22 protein-coding genes are annotated in these 22,849 nt (G+C 48.9%); 10 read left to right on the forward strand and 12 right to left on the reverse strand.

The features are described 5' to 3' along the window. Positions 1-156 precede the first annotated feature (156 nt). Positions 157-1,383: a glycosyltransferase family 4 protein gene (locus Pan54_RS15070; RefSeq protein ID WP_146504265.1), complete on the forward strand. Its 1,227-nt coding sequence runs from the start codon at positions 157-159 to the stop codon at positions 1,381-1,383. Position 1,384: 1 nt separating this feature from the next. On the opposite strand, the gene Pan54_RS15075 is transcribed toward Pan54_RS15070, so the two are convergent. Both Pan54_RS15075 and Pan54_RS15080 read right to left on the reverse strand, forming a co-directional pair. After that, on the reverse strand, positions 1,385-1,921 hold the full coding sequence (locus Pan54_RS15075; RefSeq protein WP_146504266.1) for a carboxymuconolactone decarboxylase family protein: 537 nt from the start codon (positions 1,919-1,921) through the stop codon (positions 1,385-1,387). Positions 1,922-2,015: 94 nt separating this feature from the next. Next, on the reverse strand, positions 2,016-2,225 hold the full coding sequence (locus Pan54_RS15080) for a dodecin (RefSeq protein ID WP_146506455.1): 210 nt from the start codon (positions 2,223-2,225) through the stop codon (positions 2,016-2,018). Between the two features lie 229 nt (positions 2,226-2,454). On the opposite strand from Pan54_RS15080, the gene polA reads away from it, so the two are divergent. Next, complete coding sequence (gene polA, locus Pan54_RS15085) at positions 2,455-5,262, forward strand: DNA polymerase I (RefSeq protein WP_146504267.1); 2,808 nt, start codon at positions 2,455-2,457, stop codon at positions 5,260-5,262. A gap of 168 nt (positions 5,263-5,430) precedes the next feature. Beyond that, positions 5,431-6,321: a DUF1559 domain-containing protein gene (locus Pan54_RS15090; RefSeq protein ID WP_146504268.1), complete on the forward strand. Its 891-nt coding sequence runs from the start codon at positions 5,431-5,433 to the stop codon at positions 6,319-6,321. Between the two features lie 125 nt (positions 6,322-6,446). Here Pan54_RS15090 and Pan54_RS15095 read toward each other — a convergent pair whose 3' ends face one another. Next, positions 6,447-7,046: a GNAT family N-acetyltransferase gene (locus Pan54_RS15095; RefSeq protein ID WP_146504269.1), complete on the reverse strand. Its 600-nt coding sequence runs from the start codon at positions 7,044-7,046 to the stop codon at positions 6,447-6,449. Beyond that, positions 6,998-8,317, reverse strand: coding sequence for a homoserine dehydrogenase (locus tag Pan54_RS15100; RefSeq protein ID WP_146504270.1), 1,320 nt, complete (start codon positions 8,315-8,317; stop codon positions 6,998-7,000). The genes Pan54_RS15095 and Pan54_RS15100 overlap by 49 nt, the downstream gene beginning before the upstream one ends. A 349-nt stretch (positions 8,318-8,666) precedes the next feature. Here Pan54_RS15100 and Pan54_RS15105 point away from each other — a divergent pair, with 349 nt between their 5' ends. The 3 genes from Pan54_RS15105 to Pan54_RS15115 all read left to right on the forward strand — a co-directional run bounded on the left by Pan54_RS15105 (position 8,667) and on the right by Pan54_RS15115 (position 11,585). After that, positions 8,667-9,554, forward strand: coding sequence for a menaquinone biosynthetic enzyme MqnA/MqnD family protein (locus Pan54_RS15105; protein ID WP_242631338.1), 888 nt, complete (start codon positions 8,667-8,669; stop codon positions 9,552-9,554). Between the two features lie 127 nt (positions 9,555-9,681). After that, entirely contained in the window at positions 9,682-10,839 is a 1,158-nt protein-coding gene (gene mqnC / locus Pan54_RS15110; RefSeq protein WP_146504271.1) for a cyclic dehypoxanthinyl futalosine synthase, read from the forward strand. 71 nt (positions 10,840-10,910) lie between these two features. Further along, positions 10,911-11,585, forward strand: a complete 675-nt coding sequence (locus tag Pan54_RS15115) for a sulfite oxidase-like oxidoreductase (protein WP_146504272.1) — start codon at positions 10,911-10,913, stop codon at positions 11,583-11,585. Positions 11,586-11,651: 66 nt separating this feature from the next. Here the strand turns inward: Pan54_RS15115 and Pan54_RS15120 are convergent, their stop codons facing one another. Next, positions 11,652-12,074: a hypothetical protein gene (locus tag Pan54_RS15120; RefSeq protein ID WP_146504273.1), complete on the reverse strand. Its 423-nt coding sequence runs from the start codon at positions 12,072-12,074 to the stop codon at positions 11,652-11,654. A gap of 134 nt (positions 12,075-12,208) precedes the next feature. Here Pan54_RS15120 and Pan54_RS15125 point away from each other — a divergent pair, with 134 nt between their 5' ends. Both Pan54_RS15125 and Pan54_RS15130 read left to right on the forward strand, forming a co-directional pair. Then, a complete protein-coding gene (locus tag Pan54_RS15125; protein WP_165441791.1) occupies positions 12,209-13,171 on the forward strand; it encodes a GNAT family N-acetyltransferase in 963 nt (320 codons plus the stop codon). Continuing rightward, on the forward strand, positions 13,172-13,861 hold the full coding sequence (locus tag Pan54_RS15130; RefSeq protein WP_146504275.1) for a hypothetical protein: 690 nt from the start codon (positions 13,172-13,174) through the stop codon (positions 13,859-13,861). 127 nt (positions 13,862-13,988) lie between these two features. Here the strand turns inward: Pan54_RS15130 and Pan54_RS15135 are convergent, their stop codons facing one another. Beyond that, the gene (locus Pan54_RS15135; protein ID WP_146504276.1) at positions 13,989-15,113 is read right to left on the reverse strand and encodes an FtsW/RodA/SpoVE family cell cycle protein; all 1,125 of its coding nucleotides are present in this window, start codon (positions 15,111-15,113) and stop codon (positions 13,989-13,991) included. A gap of 309 nt (positions 15,114-15,422) precedes the next feature. On the opposite strand from Pan54_RS15135, the gene lpxA reads away from it, so the two are divergent. Further along, positions 15,423-16,199, forward strand: a complete 777-nt coding sequence (gene lpxA, locus Pan54_RS15140; protein ID WP_146504277.1) for an acyl-ACP--UDP-N-acetylglucosamine O-acyltransferase — start codon at positions 15,423-15,425, stop codon at positions 16,197-16,199. 47 nt (positions 16,200-16,246) lie between these two features. Here the strand turns inward: lpxA and Pan54_RS15145 are convergent, their stop codons facing one another. Then, a complete protein-coding gene (locus tag Pan54_RS15145) occupies positions 16,247-16,750 on the reverse strand; it encodes an Hsp20/alpha crystallin family protein (RefSeq protein WP_242631339.1) in 504 nt (167 codons plus the stop codon). Positions 16,751-16,776: 26 nt separating this feature from the next. Further along, positions 16,777-17,217, reverse strand: a complete 441-nt coding sequence (locus tag Pan54_RS15150; RefSeq protein WP_146504278.1) for an Hsp20/alpha crystallin family protein — start codon at positions 17,215-17,217, stop codon at positions 16,777-16,779. Between the two features lie 328 nt (positions 17,218-17,545). Here Pan54_RS15150 and coaD point away from each other — a divergent pair, with 328 nt between their 5' ends. After that, entirely contained in the window at positions 17,546-18,046 is a 501-nt protein-coding gene (gene coaD / locus Pan54_RS15155) for a pantetheine-phosphate adenylyltransferase (protein ID WP_146504279.1), read from the forward strand. A 47-nt stretch (positions 18,047-18,093) separates the two neighbouring features. On the opposite strand, the gene Pan54_RS15160 is transcribed toward coaD, so the two are convergent. From Pan54_RS15160 to Pan54_RS15175, 4 genes are all read right to left on the reverse strand, one after another. Then, complete coding sequence (locus Pan54_RS15160) at positions 18,094-18,933, reverse strand: hypothetical protein (RefSeq protein WP_146504280.1); 840 nt, start codon at positions 18,931-18,933, stop codon at positions 18,094-18,096. A gap of 61 nt (positions 18,934-18,994) precedes the next feature. Continuing rightward, positions 18,995-20,338, reverse strand: coding sequence for a Gfo/Idh/MocA family protein (locus Pan54_RS15165; RefSeq protein ID WP_146504281.1), 1,344 nt, complete (start codon positions 20,336-20,338; stop codon positions 18,995-18,997). A 297-nt stretch (positions 20,339-20,635) separates the two neighbouring features. Further along, on the reverse strand, positions 20,636-21,106 hold the full coding sequence (locus tag Pan54_RS15170) for a transposase (protein WP_146504282.1): 471 nt from the start codon (positions 21,104-21,106) through the stop codon (positions 20,636-20,638). Positions 21,107-21,192: 86 nt separating this feature from the next. Beyond that, positions 21,193-22,581, reverse strand: a complete 1,389-nt coding sequence (locus tag Pan54_RS15175; protein WP_207310149.1) for a sulfatase family protein — start codon at positions 22,579-22,581, stop codon at positions 21,193-21,195. Positions 22,582-22,849 lie beyond the last annotated feature (268 nt).

Below are 22,849 nucleotides of genomic sequence, written 5' to 3' on the forward strand. Positions count from 1 at the left end.
GCCACCTTCTCCCCAAGGAGAAGGAAAGATTACCGCTCCCCAAGGAGAAGGAAAGTTTACCGCTCCCCCAAGGAGAAGGGAAGATAGCCGCCTCAAACCTGTAAAAGGACATTCGAGCTTGTAATCGAATTAATATGTGTCAGTCTTTCGTAAATCATGAACATCACCTTCGTTTCCTTGCCCGCATATCCCATCGTGCACCCGGAATATCCGGGTGTTTATGGAGGTACGGAAACACGAGCAGTCACACTGGCGAAGGGACTGGCACAAGAGACCGACCACCAGATTCAGTTTCTCGCACGTCACCCTCAACTGAAGCAGCCTGAAACAATCGCGCAAGTCCAATGGCATCCCTGGAGAGACTCCACCTCTGAACGAAATTCCCGTATTGCAGAGTTATTGCAACATAAAGTATGGCGAACATCACTCCTGTGGGACATTCCATACGCTGTTGCAAGTCAAGTCTTCAATTCTTCGGCACACCACTTTTTACAGGCCGATGAAACTCTGCAAGGTTTTGAAACCGACCTGTTCTGTCCGTTTGGAGTTCACTCAGCCTCAGCCAAAGTCATTCATAATGCTCACATGAGTAGGCGAAAAGCCGTACTTTTTCTCGGCTCAAACGCAGATGTCGATGCTCGATATCGGCAATCGAAATCGTTTCGAAATGAATACGGCGAACGCTCAACCACTTGTGCGTGGATCTTAAAAAATGCCGATGCGATTGTTGCTCAGAACGAATTTCAACAACAGCAACTCAAAGAGGTTTTTCAGCGAGATTCGTTTCGGCTGTCCAATCCGATTGATATCGCGGATTGGCATCACAGAATGAACTCAACCGAAAGTCTGGACAATCCCTTCGACAGTTACGTGCTGTGGATTGGTCGAGCCGATAATTTTCATAAGCGAGCAGATTGGGCCATCGAGATTGCCCGGCAAACTCCCGAACTCAAATACGTGATGATTCTGAATCCAAAACAGGATTATGTTGACCAGCAGATTCGACAGAATTGCCCGGAAAATGTTCACATTATTTCCCAATTGCCATTCGAGAAGATGCCCCTTCTGTTTCGAGATGCCAGCCTGCTGCTTAATACATCGCCAAGACAACTCGAAGGCTTGCCGAACACTTTTCTCCAAGCTGGTGCCAGTCGTGTACCAATTGTTTCGACCGAAGTCGATGCTGGCTTCGTGACTCAATCAGATTCCGGACTTGTGGGAGACGGTTCGCCGGAAAAAACGATCCACAATCTAAGAATGCTCGCTCAGGATGAGCCCCATCGCATACAACTGGGAGAAAACGCGTATGACTACATATCAAAAAAACACGAGTTGAAAACGATCTGTCTTCAACTCGCGTCTTTTTTGAATGGAGTTCAATAGCTCAAACTTTTTCAGCAGGCGGGAAATCGAGTTCGGTACCATAAACATGATTGAACAGGTTCGAATAAGTTGCCAGTCCGATGAAAGCGATGGACTCGGCAATTTGGCCATCTGTGTAACCGGCGTCCTGAACGGCTTTCACATCGGCATCGTCAACAAAGCCATTGGTTTCCATAACTCGGGTGATGAATTTTCCCAGAGCGGCATGCTTCTCCGATTCGGGACTCATCTTACGGATTGAGAGGATTTGATCCTCACTCAGCCCCGCTCCTTTGGCGACCATCGTGTGGGCGGAGAGACAGTAGTGGCAGCCGTTCTTCTGACTGACTGTCAGATAGACCACTTCTCGATCTTCCGGAGAAAGTTCCCCTTTGGCGAGAGCCCCGTTCATGGACAGGTAGGCATCCAGAGCCGCGGCACTATTTCCCATTCCCTGGAAAATATTAAAGACCTTGCCCTTTTTCTGCTTGAGGTCATCGTATATTTCTTTGACATCGCCGCTGGCTTGATCCGGTGTTACCGTTTTCAATCTTGGCATGAGAGTCTCTCCTGGATAATTGTGTGTGTCGAATTTGGAATGTCCAACATGTCAGGCACAGCCTGACCTACGGCTCGATGAACTGAGTCACGAATTATTTGTGAATGTGGAATCCAACTTTGATCGTCACCTGGAAATGGACGATTTCGCCATCCTTCACATCGCCGCGATGCTCAACAACTTCAAACCAGGAAATATCTCGAATTGTTTCATTCGCTTTTTTGAGGGCATTCCGGATCGCATCATCAGAAGATGTTTTTGAAGTACCGACAAGTTCAATCTTTTTGTAAATGTGGTCATCCATCTGGGAATTACTTTCTTTGTTGTCGATCATGGAGTGAAATTTCTTCACTCCTGTCAATTATGTGATTTCAATAATTCTATTCTAGACCTTCAAAAACAACAGACCAGAGCAGATCTCCTGAATTCGGCTGCTCATACGATTCTGCGAGGAAACTGGAGACAACCTCTCCAGTCCGCTATAACTCAATGTTGAATGAGTCCTATTAGTTTCCTTTGCCGAATGCTGCCCGATGCCTGAAACTCTCTACATAATCGATACGTTTTCTCTGATGTTTCAGGTTTATCATGCGATTCCTCCGATGACAAGTCCCGCCGGGCAGGCGACGAATGCCGTGTTCGGGTTCACTCGGGATCTCTTCACCATTCTGAAAAAGAAGCCAGACTTTTTACTGTGCGCACTCGATTCGGAAGGCCCCGGCGTGCGGTCGGACTGGTATCCGGAGTACAAAGCTCAACGGACTGAAATGCCGGAGGATTTGCGGCCGCAGATTCCAATGATCACCAGCATGATTGAAGGCTTTGGGATCCCGGTCGTACACCATTCAGGCTGGGAAGCCGATGACATCATTGCCACGTTGACACGTCAGGCCGAAGCCGAGGGGATTCAGGTTCGCATCGTTTCCAGTGATAAAGACTGCCGCCAGCTTCTCAGCGATCAGGTGCAGATGTTTAACTGCCGCAAAGGGGAATATTTTGGAGCCGAGCAGTTGCGGGACGTCTGGAATATCCGACCGGAACAGGTCATTGATTTCCAGTCGCTCGTGGGAGATTCTGTAGATAACGTCCCCGGCGTACCTTTAGTTGGCCCCAAGAAAGCGACGATCCTGCTCGAACAATTTGGCGATCTCGAAGGCGTACTCGCCAATGCCGAAAAGGCTCCCGGAAAGAAACTGCGGGAAAACCTCGTCGAGTTTGCCGAGCAGGCCCGCATCAGCAAAAGGCTCGTCACTTTGCGAACCGATCTTCCTCTCGACTTCCCGATGGAGTCTGCCCGAGTCGGAAATTACGATATCGATACCCTTCAGCAACTCTTTCTCGACTACGGTTTCCGTCGCTTCCGCGAAGATCTGTATCAATTGACAGGAGGAGCTTCAGATGTTGATTTGCCGGAAGAGGGTCAGTCCTCATCGAAAAAACAATCTCGAAGTCTCTTTAATGATGCCTCTGAAAAGAACACTTCGAAGGAAGCCGATGCCGTTGCAGAATATTCCCGCGGCAAGCAGTTTGCTTTCAACGACACCGGCAACTGGCAGATCATTCGCGATGATGACGAGCTTCAGACATTGATTGAAGCCTGTCGGCAGGCAAAAGAAATCTGCATCGATCTGGAAACGACTTCTGTCACAGCAATGCGGGCGGAGATTGTCGGCTGGGCCGTGAGTATTGAACCGGGAACTGCCTGGTACATTCCGATTCAGGCCCCCTTCGGTCTGGCGACGTTGCCGCATCGCGAAGTGCTCGAACTGTTCAAGCCGCTGCTGGAAAGTCCGGAAATCGAAATCAGCAATCAGAATATCAAGTACGATATGCTGGTCTGGAAGCGTTGTGGAGTGGAAGTGAAGAACATAGGCATGGATCCGATGGTGGGGCATTATCTGCTCGATGCGGGTGCTCGGAGTCATGGACTCGATGCGCTGGCCGATGAATTTCTCAAGCATCGCATGATTCCGATCAGCGATTTGATCGGCAAAGGCAAAAATCAGAAGAAGATGTTCGAAGTCGATGTCGAACGGGTCGGCGAATATGCAGCCGAGGATGCCGATGTTTCCCTGCAACTGTGTCACATCATGCGTTCAGAACTGCAAAATCAGGGCTTATGGGATTTGTATGCCGATGTCGAACGCCCGCTCATTCCCGTTCTGGCCGATATGGAATTTGCCGGGATTCGAGTCGACGACCGGGAACTGTTCACTCAAAGTCGACAGGCGGGAGTTCGCATTGATGAATTGCTGGGCGAACTGGAAACCGAGGCCGGGCGGAAGTTCAATCCCGATTCCCCGAAGCAGCTTCGGGAGTTGCTATTCGATGAAATCGGTCTGCCTGCTCAGAAACGCACAAAAACAGGCCCAAGTACCGATCAGTCTGTTCTCGAAAAACTGGCTTTAATGCACCCGCTACCAGCGAAAATTATGGAGTACCGACAACTCGCCAAGTTGAAAGGGACGTACCTCGATACGCTGCCAAAACTGATCCATCCGGAAACGGGACGAATTCATGCGTCGTTCAATCAGGTGGTGGCCGCAACGGGACGACTGAGTTCGAGCGATCCTAATTTACAGAACATTCCGATTCGCACTCCCGAAGGTCGGCAAATCCGCAAGGCCTTTATTCCTGGAGAGTCGGGCTGGGAATTGCTCTGCTGCGATTATTCGCAAATCGAACTGCGAATGCTGGCTCACTTCAGTGGAGACGAAGCGTTACGCGAAGCCTTCCTGACCGGCAAAGATATTCACACCGCCGTCGCCGCAGAGGTGTTCGAAATTGATGAAGAAAATGTCGATTCCGATATGCGTCGCGTCGCCAAAGCGGTCAACTTCGGTGTGATCTACGGGCAAAGTCCCTACGGCCTGGCTGCTGCATTGAACATTCCACAGGAACAGGCCGCAGAGTTTATCGACAGCTATTTTGGTCGTTATCCCGGCGTCGAAAAATTTATCGAAGAGACTCTCGAAAAGTGTCATCGGACAGGATACGCCTACACGATTCTCGGCCGCAGACGTCCCATCACCGGCATCAAGAACACGACTGGCAGAAATCGAAATATGCCGGAGCGAACCGCTATCAACACCGTCATTCAGGGGTCTGCTGCCGACCTGATCAAACTGGCAATGCTGAAAGTCCACGAAAGCCTGAACGCCTCAGACCTCCAGGGAAAAATGCTGTTACAGATCCACGATGAACTCGTGTTTGAATCACCCGTTGCGGAAATTGATAATCTGGCCACGCTGGCAAAATCGAACATGGAAGCCGCGATGGAGCTCGATGTGCCGTTGGTCGTCGATATGAAACACGGCGAAAACTGGTTGGATGCTGAGTAACAAATTTGGATTTGTGTCATAATCACAAGAATTTTGGTAAAATTCTCAGTAGAAAGTCATTTTCCACTGGTTATTTATTACCGATATCTTATATTAGTGATCGCTTATGGAGGGCTTCTCCCTTCAGTCTAGCTTTTCTTTTCCCCTTCCTTTTTCAGGAATAGCTCAATGCTAAAAAAACGCGCTGGTTTTACGTTGATTGAATTATTGGTCGTTATCGCAATCATTGCGATTCTTGTCGCTTTATTGCTACCGGCTGTTCAGCAGGCTCGTGAAGCCGCACGTCGCTCCTCCTGCAAAAATAACCTGAAACAATTGGGGCTGGCTCTTCATAACTATCACGATACCTACACGGTATTGCCTCCAGCCTGGATCAATCGTAAAGCTCCTGCGACTTTGATTACGACCACCTATGGTTGGGCTACTTTTATATTGCCTTACGTTGAGCAAGCCGCACTTTATGACCAAATCAATCCCAATGGAGACACAATGGCAGCTGCCTCGACGAACTCACTGAATACAGGTCTGTCTGCTTATTCCTGTCCTTCCGATACAGGGGCACCCAATAACACAGCCTTCGGTGGATACGGAAAGCACAATTATCCAATCACAGAAGAAATCGCCAAAGAAAATTCCAGTACAAAATTGCGGGACATCACAGATGGAACGAGTAACACATTTCTTTGTGGTGAAAAATCTCGGGTTTATCAGGGGAATGGTTTAAAAGCGATTGGTTCTATCTGGCCAGGAAAACAAGCTAATAGCACTGCTTCTGCTCATGGTCGTGCTTCACACAATATTAATACTAACTGGGCAGGCACCCAGGCAAACTTCACCGTCAACGCTGGTGCCGGGGATGGCAACTGTACTCGCTATACATATTCAAGTCTTCATAAGGGCGGGGCCCAGTTTGTTATGGTAGATGGTTCTGTCCGATTTGTCAGTGAAAATATCGCTTCAATTCCAACGAATTCCTGCACAGCACCTACGGCAGCAGCCGGCTCACTTTATCAAAATATTATGATTATTGACGATGGCTTCGTGATTGGTGAATTCTAAACCATTTTCAAATGGATTCTGCAGTCGCATGGACATGAAATGACAGTACAGCACTATGTTTGCTCCTGCGGTATGCTACAGTTAGTTATTGAAAATGCTTGAAAGTATCGTCTGAACTCAAATTATCAGTCCGACCATTCCTCAAGGATGGTTGGACTTTTTTCATGGGGACGCAGCACTTTCTCCATCAGTAAAAACCGGCCTTTGCGGAAGGTTACTTCCCCACAGATCCGATAATTCAACTTCTGATAGAATGAGATCGCCGCTGGATTTTCAGTGAAGCAATCCAGCCGAATCGAGTTTTTACCCAGACAGTACGCCTGTTGTTCGGCGAACTGCATCAATTGCCTGCCGTAACCAGAGCCCTGATAATCAGGATCGATCAGCAGTCGGTGAACGACGAGAAACGATTCCGCTTGCCAGTTCGCCGTTTCGTAACCGTCAAGTTCAACTTCATTCAGGCATAACCCACCGACGATTTGTCCAGCACTCTCCAGTACATAGAGAGTTTGCTCGTACACATCCTGCAGAAAATCGGATTCAGTGGGATAAATCTCATCCCACTGATCAATTCCAAATTTAAGATGATGGGCGATCACTTTCCCTTTGATCGCCATCAACGAAGAAACATCCTCAGTTTTGGCCTGTCGAATTCCTGCAGTCAAGAAGTCATCTTTCAATCCCGAATGGGCAGCCTCAAGAAGTTTTTCTTGATCCGTGAGCATTCCATCAATGCTTTGTCTGCAGCTTTCATCTGCCCTTCCGTGCAGATGTGAGTCATCAGGACCAGCGGCACAATCTTCGGTTCTTTGGGAGATGTTTTCACACTCGATTCGGATTCATGCTGAATACAAGAAGCGATACTGACTCCATTTTCACCGAGAATATTCGCAACCGCCGCCATTGTTCCGGGTTCATCGACGGCATGAAATCGCAGATAGTATCGCCGTTTAATTTCATCAGCTGGTAAGATTGGCAATGGCTTTTGAGACTGCCACAAATCGAGCAGAGGGAAAGTCTTCTGTGCCCGACCAACGGCCAGATCGATCAAATCCGAGACAACAGCAGAAGCGGTCGGCATTTGACCTGCTCCCATTCCCGAAAACCAGGTTTTTCCAACGGCATCCCCTTCGAGTTCAATCATGTTATAAGCATCATCGACATCGGCCATCGGTTGATACTTGCGAATGAGAGTCGGCTGTGTGTGAAGTTCGAGCGAGCCATCTGCCAAACGAGCAACAGCCAGCAATTTAATGCGATAGCCGAGCGTGTCTGCATATTTCAAATCAGCCAGGTCAAGTTTGTCGATTCCCTGTCGAGGAAACTGCTTGAGATCGGCTTTGGTACCAAATGCGAGTTGTGCAAGTAAGGTCAATTTTTGAGCCGCATCGGTCCCATCAACATCCATTGCCGGGTCGGCTTCGGCATACCCTTTTTTCTGTGCCTTCGCGACCGCATCTTCATAAGAGACATTCCGGTCAAGCATTTCCGTCAGAATGAAATTGCTCGTCCCATTGAGAATGCCTTCCAGAGATGTAATTTGATTGGCAGAAAGAGATTGCGAAACTGCTTCAATAATCGGCACGCCCCCCGCGACCGCGGCTTCAAATCCGATGGCCCGCTTCAGTTCACGTGCCAGTTGAAAGAGTTCATCACCCTGTTCGCACAAAAGTGCTTTGTTAGCCGTAACGACATGCTTTCCAGCCTGCAAAGCCTGACGCACAATATCGCCTGCGGTCGTTGTTCCACCAATCAGTTCGCAAACGACATCGACATCGGGATGTTCGATCACGTCAATAGCGGTGTCAATCAGATCATCCGCCAGATTCACCGAACGCACTTTTGTCGGATCGCGCACGACCACCGATTCCACAACAATTGGTCGACCTGCTCGCCGTGTAATTCGCTCGGCTTGTTCGAACAGAATCTTGATGACACCCGAGCCAACTGTTCCCAATCCGACCATCGCGACGCGCATCGGTTGCTGATCACTCATTCGTTCCCGCCTGCTTCTTCAATAACTAAATGAACTCTGCTGTTATTTTTTCAAATCAGAATGAATCTGATGAAATCTTCTGGAATTAATCACGCATGGTAACGTAACACTATGTCCTCTCACAGTCATAACTCATATCGAGCAGGATTGATTTGACAGGTCAGGGTAAAGTCGTTGCAAATGAATATTCCACGTTCTGCCAGTGTAAATACAGTCTGGCAGAACAAAAGTAGCCAATACGAAGGCATGATGCATTAAGATAATCGCCAGTGATATCAGTTGCGACAACTTTTCACAGAGCAGTAGTCTGGCAGGACATTTGGGGAATGACTACGATAAGCTAAACACAATGTTTATTACTCGTTTATATTCCGGTAAGATGAGCGGATCAACTTTGGAGTGGGATGCAGCTTGTAGTGCGAACGGTCGTGAGGATTCCCCCTCGCTTTCCTACGTGCGCGTCGGTGCCGTTTCGTATTTGAATTCTAAGCCTTTAATTGAAGGGCTGGGGAACTCGCTGCGCGAAGATCAACTCGTTCTTGATGTCCCAAGTCGTCTGGCAGACAAGCTTTCCGTCGGAAATTTGGATGTGGCTCTCATTCCTTCCGTCGAGTATTTCTCGCGTCCAGATTACAAAATCATTTCCGATGCCTGCATCGCAACCCGCGGCCCTGTGCTGAGCGTGAAACTCTATTCACGTCTTCCACTGGGGGACATTCGCACACTCGCACTCGATGAAGGTTCACGGACAAGCGTGGCATTAACTCGCGTCATGCTGCAGGAACGTTATGGCGTGATTCCCGAACTGATCCGCCTCCCAATGACTGCGACAACAAAAGATGCGAAAACCGATGCTGTGCTCCTGATTGGTGATCGAGCCATACATCCCCCGCAGGAACATTTCGTTGAAACGTGGGATCTGGGAGAGGAATGGGTCAACTGGACAGGCCTCCCGTTTGTATTTGCCATGTGGGTCGCCCGAAAAAATGTCCCCGAGTCGCCACTCGTACAATTATTGGAACAGTCGAGAAATCGGGGACTGAAGAATCTCCAGCAAATTGCCACACGCGAAGCAAAACCGCTCGGGATCTCTGAAGAAACGGCCTACAATTATCTCAAAGACAATCTGCATTTCCAGTTTGGCTCAGCCGAGTGGAACGGTTTGCAGTTATTCCGGGAACTCGTCGGACAACTCGAAGAGAATCCAGAATTGACACAAACAAAAGCCATTCAATGATAATCTGTAGGTCAGGCACCGCCTGACGAGAATAGACGCCCGATGCTCATCATGTCAGGCAGTTCCTGACCTACGACATTTTAACTTTCAACTCTCAATCTTAAACATTCAACCCTAAGTCTCTCCCATGATCAGCCAGGCTCATTCCGATTCTTCTGACATTCGCCCAATCCTTGAGAAAGCGGTCGCTGGTGAGCGAATTTCGCCGGAAGAGGGTCTGCAATTACTTGAATCGCACGATCTGGTCGCAATTGGTCAAGCTGCCGACGAGGTGACCAAACGCCTGCATCCCGAAGAATTCCGTACCTACAATATTGATCGCAATATCAATTACACGAATGCCTGCACGGCGGTATGTGATTTCTGTGCGTTTTATCGTCCGCCAAATCATCCTGAAGTTTACGTGTTGCCGATTGAAACGCTGCTCGAAAAGATTGAAGAAACGGTCGCACTGGGGGGGGATCAAATTCTATTGCAAGGCGGCCTGCATCCGAAATTACCTCTCGAATGGTATGAGGATATGCTCCGTCAGCTCAAAGCCGCTTATCCTCAAGTGAACATACACGGTTTCAGTCCACCTGAAATTCATCACTTCACCAAGATCAGCAAACTGCCTCTCAAAACTGTGCTGGAAAGATTGAAAGCCGCTGGTTTGGGAAGCTTGCCCGGTGGTGGCGGAGAAATTCTGGTTGATCGCGTTCGCAAGGAAATCACTCGCGGCAAAGTCATGACGGACGACTGGTTGAATGTGAACCGTGTCTGGCATGAACTGGGTGGCAAGTCGACTGCGACAATGATGTTTGGCCATGTCGAAACACTGGCCGAGCGAATTGAACATCTCGAACGACTGCGGGAAGTTCAGGACGAAACCGGCGGCTTCACGGCTTTCATCTGCTGGACCTTCCAACCAGATAACACCGAGATGTCTCATATTCCTCCGACAGGAGCCTTTGAATATCTGAAAACACAGGCGGTCAGCCGATTGTATCTGGATAACTTTCCGAACATTCAATCGTCATGGGTCACTCAGGGAGAAAAAGTGGGCCAGATTGCGCTCGCCTTCGGTGCGAACGACATGGGCAGCTTGATGATTGAAGAGAATGTCGTCTCCCAAGCCGGAACCGTGCATCAATTGACGATTGAATCGATCCGACGCTGTATCACCGAAGCCGGCTATATTCCTCGTCAACGTAATGTCTTCTACGAATACATCGACGAGTACGATCCCAACGCGGCTCCAGAAATCCCGAGCCGAGCTCCAAAAAATCTGGTGGAGTTAGGTTAACTCAGAAGTAAGTCAGGCAATGCCTGACCTACAACTCGGCAACCCTCAACATTAAACCCTCAACGAACCACATGGACGATCCCAAATATCAAATCGGTGAACCGCCCAATCCGATCTCGTCTGATGACGAAATCATAATCAGTTCGGATACCTTGCGTTCCGAGAGGATTCCACCCGGTCAGTCACGAACTCGCAAATGGCCTGTGCTGCAGGCGGGATCCATTCCACAGGTTGAGAAATCGGAATGGTCTCTCGAAGTTAAAGGGCTTGTTGATCAACCAATGATCTGGAACTGGAAACAGTTTCAGGAATTGCCGCGGGTGAAAGTCTTTTCCGATTTTCATTGCGTAACACAGTGGTCTCGTCTCGGAAACATCTGGGAAGGTGTCTCCACAAAAACGATTGCAGAACTTGTGGGGATTCAGCCGGAAGCAAAATTTGTAATTGCCGAAGGCTATGACCGAGGCTGGACAACAAACCTGCCTGTGGATCGCTTTCTGGCAGAAGATGCCTTGCTGTGTGACCTGCATGATGGCGAACCACTCACGGCTGATCACGGAGCTCCCGTTCGTTTGATTGTTCCCCTGTTGTATGCCTGGAAAAGTGCGAAGTGGTTGAAATCGCTTGAGTTTGTTGCAGAAGATCAACCCGGCTATTGGGAGCAAGGCGGCTATCACAACGAAGGAGATCCGTGGCGAGAACAACGCTTCGCTTCCGATGATATTCCTCCCGGTTTTGGGATTTAAATAGTGGAGCACATCAGTATAAGCACGAAGCGCAAGCGAGTGTGTTTATTGTCTGACCTACCTTATTCACTCGCTTGCGCTTCGTGCTTGTAAGAATCCCGCTGAGGAAGCAAACAGGCGTTCGCGGCGTTGGGTATCCTGAGCGTTGAGTTCGAGCGATTCAGCTGCCGTCTTCAACTCTTCCAAGGTCGCCTGACAATACGCACATCCGACGCTTTCCAGATGGAAAGCCAAATAATCGAGCCGCTCGGCTTCGAGAGCATTCATCAGATAAAGCCCCATTTCTGATCGAGATGGGCAACTAATGCGTCCATGTCGCCAGACTTCTCCTATTGAAATGGATCCCGAATCCCGGCCATCCAACAATGCTTGCAGCCTCTCGCGCAGACTGGAATCTTTCCGAAGCTTCGCTTCAATCGTGGATGCAGTCACCAGATTGAGCAGTTCATCTGCGTAAGCCAGTAAATCCTCGTCGCTGATCGTACTCATTTGGCTACAGTTCTCCGACTCGGTCTGGTATGATCTTGAACCCGAAACTGTTTTTTATGCAGTTTTTATTGTCGAGACAATGCCCTGGCCTATGCTCGCGGGTTTTTCTGGCAAAATCTAAAATTGAAAATTCTATGGCTGACGTTCAAATACGGACATTTCGGAACTTTGATCCTCCCGAACTGGTCAGGTTATGGAATTCAGCACATCAGTCTCGTGGAGTCGCTGCTCCTATCTCTGCTGACATATTCGATTCGACAGTTCTGGCTCATCTGTATTTCGATCCAGCCGGGATGATCGTCGCTCAGCAGGGGCAAAATCTAGTCGGTTTTGTCCATGTCGGCTTCTGTTCTAACGAAACCCGAACGGCTTTGGATCATACTCAAGCAGTCATTTGTGCGATCGTTGTCGATCCGCAACATCAGCATGAAGACATCGGCACTCAATTACTATCAGCCGCACGCGACTATGCACAGACATCTGGAGCAACAATCCTGTTTGCCGGGCCTTCCCCGAATCGCGATCCGTTTTATAGCGGAATTTATGGGGGGAGCCGTCCTTCAGGTTTTTTGGCCAGTCAACCGTCACTCGATGGATTTCTTCTCCAGAATGGCTTTGAAGCCTTTGAACGCCATGGCATCTTTCAAAAAGATTTACAGAACACACGCGAACCAATCAATTTTCGACTCTCAACAATTCGAAGAAAAACGGAATTGCGGCTTATCGAAGATGAGCAGACGGACGACTGGTGGTGGAATGTGCGACGGGCACGCTTCGATATGCTGCGATTCGAGATGCTTCCGAAAAATCAACTCGAACCGATCGTAGCAGCAATCACCGTTTATGGACTCGACTTCTACATATCAAACTGGAATCATCGAGCCGTGGGGATGCTGGATCTGTTTGTGATGGAAGACCATCGCCGCAAAGGCTACGGCCAGGCCCTGCTCGTTGAAGTCGGACGTCGACTCAAAGACGAAATGATCACCCTGCTGGAAATTCACGCTCCCCTCGAAAATGAAGCCATGGTCAAACTGATCGAAGGCGCCGGCTTTACGCAAATCGATACTGGCATCGTGTATCGTCAGAAACTCTAATTGAACTCACTACCTTACGGTGTGATCGATAGCGCGAACCAATCGAGCTACGTGGATTTGGTTAAAGTTGACTATGCAACTTTGAGGGTAACCGCTGTGGAAAATGTTCAGGAACTGGCTCGCAAACTGATTGACTACTGCGATAAATGTAATCATCAAAAGTTTATCGAGACACTGGATTTAGTGAGTCCCAATGCGGCAATCACAGCTAACGGCCTGATGAACTATAAGCAAGATTTGCTTTCACTTGATGAAGATGAAGTTGCTGAATTATTTGAAAGTATTGATGCGGAACTCAAGCTGGAAGAATATCACGAAAACAGGCTCTTCTTTGCGTTTGCGGCTCTCGGTGCTATGTTTGAATTGCGAAGTAAAGTTGATAAAAATCCGTTCTGTTATCCTCCCGGCCGAGCAAGTGAGTCGGATGATATTGATCACACACTCATCATGAATGATCTGGAAATGTGGGATGATCAATATGTCCAACGATTTGCTGAAATCTCATTTCAAACCAAAGATCAGTTCATTATCCGCGCCGCAGCTTATTTAATTGGAATACGAATCTGGAGTAAGAAAGAAGCATCAACATGGGAAACCGCATGGTTATCCGACCTGTTCATATTCTGGCATAGTGAATATGTCCCGCTCGCTCAACACCCAGGAAATTCCAGAATTTTGGAACCCAAATAACCTCAATAGCTGATCATGTCCAAAAATATTTTATGTATGAGACGCTGAATACGCGAACTGCAGGAGCAAAATTCGCTATTCAGTCTCTCGGCGCCCAAGCGACTGCCCCGGTCAAGCAGAATGCTTGCTAGTAGCGGAAGGTTTGGCCGGAGACTTCGAAGCTGGGGCGGATGGCGAAGTTGATGAGGAGGCCGAGGCTGAAGGAGGTCATTAGCATGCTGGAGCCTCCGTAGCTGATCAGGGGGAGAGTGAGGCCTGTGATGGGAGTCAGGCCGACGGTCATGCCGGTGTTGATGATAAGTTGAGTGCAGAGAATGGCCACGATGCCAACTGCTAAAAGTCTGCTAAAGGGCTCTTCGGTTGAGGCTGAGATTTGTAGTCCCTGAGCAAAGAGGATGAGATAGATTAGAATCACTCCCAGGCAGCCCCACAGTCCCCAGTATTCACCAATCAGGCAGAAGACGAAATCCGTGCGTGAGGCGGGGAGATGATACAGATACATGTCATCCGTCGGCTGTCCTGCAACCGCACTTCCCCAAATGCCGCCCAGCGCCAGCATCTGCTTGGACTGATGCAGATGATAGCCATCACCTCGGGGAGCAGGCCCTCCATCTTCCTGGGTGAACAGCGTAGTCACGCGGGATTTTTGCTCGGCTGACATCATCGTCCAGCCGACAGGCAGCGAGGCGATTCCCAGAAAAATGATCAGCAGCAAGTGTGTCAATCGAGCCCCGGCTGCGAATAACATGCAGAACAGAACTGGCAGGAAGAGCAAGGCAGTTCCCAAATCCGGCTCCTTCAGAATCATCCCCATCGGGATAAGCGTCATTGTGAACGGAATAATCAATCCCCAGAATTTGCGAAAGTTGTCCCGATACATCAGGTACTGTGCCAGAGCCATCATGTAAACCAGCTTGGCGACTTCCGAAGGTTGAAAGTTGATCGGACCGAGCGGGATCCACCGATGCGAACCCCCTTTGGCGGGCATGAAGTAGGGGACGATCAATAATCCCAGGCAAAGCAAAAACAGATAATAGGCTTTCCCACGCCAGAAACGGATCGGGACGACAATCGCAACAATCGTGGCGGGAATCGAGAGGATGATCCAAAACAGGTGTCGCTGGAACAATCCCCCATCATCGGCCAGTTCATCCCCCCGCTGAATGGCCAGCAGGCCAATCGCCATGAGTGCCAATTGCATCAAGACCAGGAGCCAGGGAAATCGAGACCAGCTGAGTTGAGAATCTTGCATCACCGTTCAATTCGCGAAAAATCCGTTTTTGATGAAACTGGTTCTGCTAGACGTTTTGTGAGAAAACTGCTTTCCCACAGGGTATACCGAAATCTGCATCAAGAGAGAGAATATCGCGATTCTACTATAAAGATCAACGGGGATTGATTTTGCCCCTTCAAGACTCCCATTGACCGAATTTTCTGAACTCGTGATAATTCCCCATCCCGTCTCGGACTGCGAATTGCCAGGACGCAATGCAGGAACCGATGACGATTCAAATTATTGACGACCATTTCTCAATGAAATGCCCGCAGGAAGGACTCTGCTGTGTCTATTCACCCCTCCGCCATTATCGATTCTCAAGCAACAATTGATCCCACCGCCAACATTGGACCTTATGTCGTCATCGAAGGCCCCGTGACCATAGGTGCAGGGACTCAGGTCGGCCCCTTTACGAACATTTACGGACACACCTCAATCGGAGAAAACTGCAAGATTCATTCGCGGGTTTCCATCGGAGATCTTCCTCAGGATCGAGCATTTCATGGTGAAACCTCGTATTGCACGATTGGCAATAATGTCATTATGCGCGAGGGTGTCAGTGTTCATCGTGGCACCGGGGAGGGAGCATCGACCATCATCAATGACAACTGTTTCCTGATGACGAATTCGCATGTCGGCCATAATTGTGAACTCGAAAACGGCGTGATTATGATCAGCGGTTCACTGCTCGGCGGACATGTGCATGTCGGGGAACGAGCCGTGATTTCAGGGAATGCAGCCGTGCATCAGTTCTGCCGCATCGGCTGCTATGCCATGATTGGTGGACTCTCCAAGATCGTCCAGGACATTCCTCCATTCACGATGACCAACCACGCAGGCGAAATTATCGCCATCAATCTGGTCGGACTGAAGCGAGCCGGGTTCAATCCGGATGAGCGAAAAGATATCAAAGCCGCTTTCCGCATTATGTATCGTGATGGCCACACCCATCGTCATGCAATGGAAATCCTTAATGAGCGTGCATTTTGCTCAGCGGTTAATCCACTCCTCGATTTCCTGAACGAAACCAGTGCTCGCGGATTAACAAAAGGAGCCGCATAAGCGGGATGAATCCCATTAGAGGTTTCTGATGAAACAATTCCTGGCTATCAGTCGGATTGAACGTGAATTTTTCGTGGTTGAGCGCGGGGAATTCTGGGGAGTGTGATTTCCAGAACTCCGTGGGTCATTTTTGCGGAAATCCGATCATAATCGACTTCATCGCTTAAAATGAATGAGCGATAAAAATCGCCGACCTGATATTCCTGATGCAGCAATTTAGACTGCTCAGGAATTTTGCTTTTGACGCGGCCGAATAAGGTCAGTTTATTGTCTTCGATCTGCAGTTCGAGACCTTCGATGGAGACGCCTGGAAGATCTGCTCGGAGGACCAGTCCTTCTTCGGTGCCGAAAATGTCGATGGGCGGGGTGAAGAGCAGGCGTTGAGGGTCTTGTGTTGGAGGAGTGGACTGCCCCGTCACAGAGACCTCGGAACTTTTCGATTGCACGGGATCACTCTCTGCAGAATCGTCTCTTCGAATCGACAGTTGATGAGACTGTGAATCGGAGGAGGAGCCCTGCTGAGAATTGTCCTGATCTTCAAATTCGTTCACAAATTCGCCTTCTCTCAATACATACGTTAGGAAGTAATGACCGGGATCTGACGCGGTGCAACCTGAGGTGCCCGTGGCAGCGTGATCGTCAACACGCCATCCTTCAACTCGGCTTCCAGTCCCTCTTCATTCACGCGTTCGGGTAACGAGAGCGATCGCTCCCAGCTCCCCTGCATCCGCTCCTGACGCCGAAACTGATCTTGAGGAATCGCAGGTTCTAGTTGTCGCTTGCCTTTTATGATGAGAACTCCAGATGAGATACTCAGCTCAAGATCCTCCGGCTGAACGCCCGGAATTTCAGCGGTCATCAGGAATTTGTCTTCATGCTCGTAAAAATTGACGGCTGGAAATGAGCGGGCAGACCGTACACTTCGCATGGTGATATTCATGCTCTGAAGCAAGCGGTCCATCTCCCGCTCAAACTCCTGCATGCTGCCCCAGGCATTCCCCCAGCGAAACACAGGCATGAATACTTCCTCCGGAAATTTCGATTCTTATCTGACCTGACCTGATCAGACTTAACCGACTGCCACAAAACGATTTACAGACTGTATTCTACAGACGACGCAAATGTCATGCCATCGAAAAAAGGTTTCCAGATCAAGGCTCCATTTGCCTAAACCCAACACCGTCAACGAGTTAAACAGTGAAGTCTGTCTTGAAAAGATCATAGCTTCATTCATGGAACCACTGCCTTTCTGGCAGAATTCTATGCAAATCCTTGCATCTTTGCGATTGGTTTTCGATGCTATACTGATTCCAAGTACTACATGCTGCTCAAATAAGGTTCGCTCGATGCTCAATTCCCAACACGCCGTTTATGTCGGTAGTTTCGATCCCATGACCCTCGGGCATGTCGATGTCGTGCGTCGGGGGGCCAGAATCTTCGAGCAGTTGACGGTGGGGATCGGCATCAATCCCGAAAAAAATCCTCTGTTTACATCTGAGGAACGTCTCGAATTGATTCAGGATATTTTGTCCGATTTAGAGAATGTGAAGGTCGCCTGCTTTTCTGGATTGACCGTTGACTTCGTCAAGCAGCAACAGGCAGGGGTGATGCTGCGGGGAATTCGAACACTGTCCGATATTGAAACCGAGTTCACGATGACACTCGCCAACCATGCCCTGGAACCGGAAATCGAAACCGTTTTCCTGATGGCCAGCGAGCGGTACTCTCATATTTCAAGTTCGCTCATCAAGCAGATTGCACAAATGGGACGAGATTCGGCAGCCGACAAACTTGAACAATTTATTCCTGAACAGATCATCAAGCCATTGCTCAAAAAATTCGCCTGAGTCCTGAGTCCAGCGAATGAGACATTTATTACGATTTGAAATCTTCATTAATAATTATTGAGCGTAATCTCAAGAATGTCTCTCGGGAACAGACGATTAATTTTCCATTCTTCCTCCTCTTGCACGAACTCGATTGAGGTTTCCTTGTGAATTGTGGTGGTCTGTCCTTGAGACTCTAAGCTGTTTGAGTTTGGTGGAGCGGCTATCGTCGTTTTCGTTTCGGGCAAAATCGCAATCGCAAATTGACCACGCTCATAGAATGTCCAGGACTTCTTCTGAATATCCTCAACCATTTTCTGTAACGAATCCTCTCCAGAACTGCTTGGCTTCCCCTGCCTGATCACTTTTGTGGGAAGTTCGAGAATCTGAATCGCTTCAACGACAAAGGCAGCCGGGTTTTTCAACCGACCGGATAGACTGATGCAATAAGGTCGAAATAATATCTGGTCTTCAATCACTTGATCTTCGACGCCGGGGAGTCCTATTTTGTTTTTGGGAAGATTCTGGCGAAATCCATTCAATGCAATCGCAGGATTAAAAAAGCTGTTTTGATCAGCATCATAATCGATTCGATTATGTTTTTTGATTAAAGCCTTGAGGTTCTGCGACACTAACCATGTTTCGGGATCCAGTCGGTGATGATTCCGATTCTGGACCACCTCCCAGACTGAATTCAGGTACAAGGCATATCCAGCCTGGAACTTAACTTCATCATCGCTGAGATAGGTCGTATATGTTGCAGCATCTCCCTTTTCCAAGGCCTGCAATGCTTGTTCTAAAGTCGACTGTGGACTCAATTGATCAACTTGAGAAATTTCATCAGCAGAGACGTTAGCGATGCTGATGAAACACAGGCAAACAAAAGCAAACAATAACTTCAATCTCATGACGACACTCCTTTGCATGAATTCAATTGAAAATGTAAGTCACTTTATCAGTAGCTGCATTTCAGGACAGCGACCAACCCTCACGCGGCGTTCTCTTAAGAAACTGATCCGCTTCTGGACAATTCGTCGCTTTCATGTTTGCCGCATCCCACTCCAACTTCTTGCCTGCCCGGAATGCGACATTCCCTAAATGATTGGCTTCTGTCAATGGACCAGCGTAACTAAAGGGGCTACCCGTTTCTGAGCCGGTTTTGCAGGCCTGAACCCACTCGGCATGATGGCCGGGGGAGTCGGGGATGAATGGTTTCGGCGGCTCGAAGTTTTGGAATTTGTCTTCGGGCAGCAGGATGTGCTTGCCGTAATCGGAAAGGACCATACCGTCATCGCCGATGAAGAGAACTCCATTCCCCCATTGTGGGATACCTCCCGCCTTCCAGATTTCCGGCTTATTAGCGCCCTGATGCCAATGGACCGTACAAGCTGGCATCTCGCCGCGGGAGCCATATTCATAGACGGCTGACATCGAAGCGGGGGCAATTTCTGGATGCGGTTCGGGGCCGAAGGCTTCAATCGTGAGCGGAGCATCGAGTTTGAGTGCCCAGAATGGAAGGTCGTTCCAGTGACTTCCCAAATCCGACATCGTTCCATTTCCAAAGTCCCACCAGCGATACCATTTTGGTCCAGGGAAATAAGCAGTATTGAATGGACGGTACGGAGCAGGCCCCAGCCAGAGATCCCAGTTCAACTCGGGTGGAGGCGTCATTTTTTCGGTGGGGCGTTCGGTGACGTGCACAATGTCGCCATTCTTTTTGGCGTCTTCAGCCGATTGCAATCCCCAGGCGCGAGAAACCCAGACATGCACTTCTCGAACCGGGCCGATCGCATTGGATTGAATCAGTTCGACAACACGACGATAGTTCGGCATGCCATGAATTTGCGTTCCCATCTGTGTCGCAACATCTGCCTTGGCAGCCGCTTCGGTAATGATTCGAGACTCTTCAACATTCCATGTGAGTGGTTTTTCACAATAGACATGCTTGCCGGCTTTCAACGCGGGGAGAGTCGCATAAGCGTGAATATGCTCTGGCGTGCTGACGACAACGCCATCGATATCATCCGTTTTGTTATAGAGTTCGCGAAAGTCGACATAAGACCGAGCATTGGCATGAGTTTTCGCGGCTCGTTCCAAACTGTGCTGATTGACATCACACACCGCAACCACTTCAACATCAGACTCAGCGGTAATGGTCCTTAAGTTCGCATTACCGCGTCCCCCAACTCCAATGAAGGCCAGATTCAATTTCGAATTAGCCGAATGAGCACGAACGGGGCTGGAAGCGGTCAGATAGAGAGCAGAGGCAAAAGCAGTTTGCTTCAACAAGTCGCGGCGGTTGAGGTTGGTCATCGCGTATATTTCCTGTCTGGCGGGAATGAAGTAAGCAGGCTGATAATATTCTCGTCGTTGAGGAAGTCATTCGTCAACCAATGAGTAAAAATGTCTACACCATCTTAACCCGAAGCGTCAGCGAGGGGACGGTGTGAAAGTAGATTTCGGTTAAACGCATAGCATTTCAAATTTTTTATTTTTTGTATGAAGATTGAATCAAAAAAAATAAGCCGAAGATAGTTCATTCGCCGTCCCCTCGCTGACGCTTCGGGTTATGATGATTCATTTGAGAAATATTCAAATTAAGATAGTAGGCTAATCTCGCTTTCTCTCCTGTGCTTCAAGCGTGTATTGGACTGCGTTAAACAAACTATCCTCATCGTACAAATAGCGAATACTCCCACGCTCGGCCCACCACTTATCTCGATTTGTGTTGGAGCATTTCTTCAAGACTCTTGTTGTCCAGGATTTGAGATCGTTTCTAATCTTCTCAGGTTTAACATCAATGGCTGAGACAACAACATGAATGTGATTGGAACGGCAGTTGACTGCATGGAGCGTCCACGTGCGAAAATTGCATGTTTCTTGAACCTGTTTTTCAACGATTTGACGTTGTTCCGGACTCAGCTGGCATGCATTCTCTGTCATTTGAAACAATGCGTTACGTTCCTGGCTTCGATCTGGTTCCTGCCAGCCACCTTTGTAATCTATCCACCCTCTGGCATCACCCGGTAACCAGGTTCCATAAGTGACCCATGTGAGAAAGAAGGCGATTGGATCCTGCATGGGAAATTACTTTTTAATTTCTGCTAGTACGCAAATTAAAAAAATAAGCCGTCCCCTCGCTGACGCTTCGGGTTAATATGGGGACACTACTTTTCCAGTTGATTTTCGACCGGCTCAATCGATTGGCGATGTACTTCGGCTAACTCTGTCAATTGCTGGACGATCTCAGGATGTCGAGCAGCGATGTTGTATTTCTCAGAAGGATCCTGACTGAGATTGTAGAGTTCGGGCTTTTCGTGCACTTCTTTTTTCGGGCCGATGCCATAGCAACCAGCGGTAATGAAGTGAGCTTTCCACGGTCCCTGGCGGACGGCATAAATCTGTTCTTCACGCCAGTAAAACACACGATCTCTTGGACTGGTTTTCGATTCACCCTTCAGTAGTGCAGAAAGATCGTATCCATCGAGTGTCGCATCACTTTGATAATCGACTCCCGCCATCGAGCAAAACGTCGGTAGTAAATCCATCGTCGCACCCAACTCGAGTTGAACGCCGGGTTGCACGGTGCCGGGCATCCAGAAAATGGTCGGCTCACGCATTCCCCCTTCAAAGGTGGACCCCTTGCCTTCTCTCAGTAAACCCGCAGAACCGCCGTGTGTTTCAAATGGCAACCAGGGACCGTTATCGGAGGTGAAAACGACGAGCGTGTTTTCGTCGAGATCAAGTTCACGCAGAGTATCGAGAATCTGACCAACGCCATGATCGATCTCTTCAATCACATCGCCAAAGATCCCCCGGCTACTTTTACCAAGAAACTTTTCGCCGGCATATAAGGGGATGTGAGGCAGATTGTGGGCGAGGTAGACAAAGAACGGTTTGTCTTTGTTTTCATTAATAAATTCGACGGCATGGTCGGTATATCGCTGAGTGATCGTATGCTGATCCGCTGGCTGTTCAACAACTTTGGTGTTATGAATGATGGGGACCTGATATTGCTCGATGGGGGCATAATAGTTCGGATCGTCCTTGGATTTCTGACGATAATTCGGGAATCCTTTGACCGCATCCATATCGTTGGAATAGGGAATGCCCCAGTAGGAATCGAAGCCGTGATTGGTCGGCAGGAATTGTTCTTTGTGCCCCAGATGCCACTTGCCAATCGCGGCAGTCGCGTAGCCTTTCGTTTTGAGATGTTCGGCAATTGTTGTTTCACTGGCAGGCAGGCCGCCGTTGGAATTGGGGAATAGTACACGTCGTTTGGCGGACATCATGCCGTTTCGAATCGGAAGTCTGCCGGTCATTAGTGCGGCTCGACTGGGCGTGCAGACACTGGCTCCCACATAAAAGTTAGTCCACTTCTGACCTTCAGCAGCCATCTCATCCAGATTGGGTGTGCGGATCGTTGGATGCCCAAAGCAGGACAGGTCGCCATAACCCAGATCGTCACAGAAAATGACCACAAAGTTCGGAGAGGCCTCCACTGGAGTAGAGAGCATTGAGCAAAACAGCAGACAGGCCAGCAGGAATTGACGCATAACGTTCCTCTTTGTTGAGCAAAACATTTCAGGTGATTTGATCAACCGAGTGTAACGCAAAACAAATCAGAAATCATACATGAGTCATAAATTCCTGACTCAGATTTTTCTGGCCATACAAGCACGAAGCGCAAGCGAGTGAGTTGCCATGTGCTTGACTAACTCGCTTGCGCTTCGTGCTTGTAAAATCTTTGGGCTTATATGGGAAGGTGCCGGTTACTGAATCACCAAAGAAAAAACCGAGCCTGACGCGGCTCGGTTTCTGGAT

This window comes from Rubinisphaera italica, from assembly GCF_007859715.1.
Classification (GTDB): domain Bacteria; phylum Planctomycetota; class Planctomycetia; order Planctomycetales; family Planctomycetaceae; genus Rubinisphaera; species Rubinisphaera italica.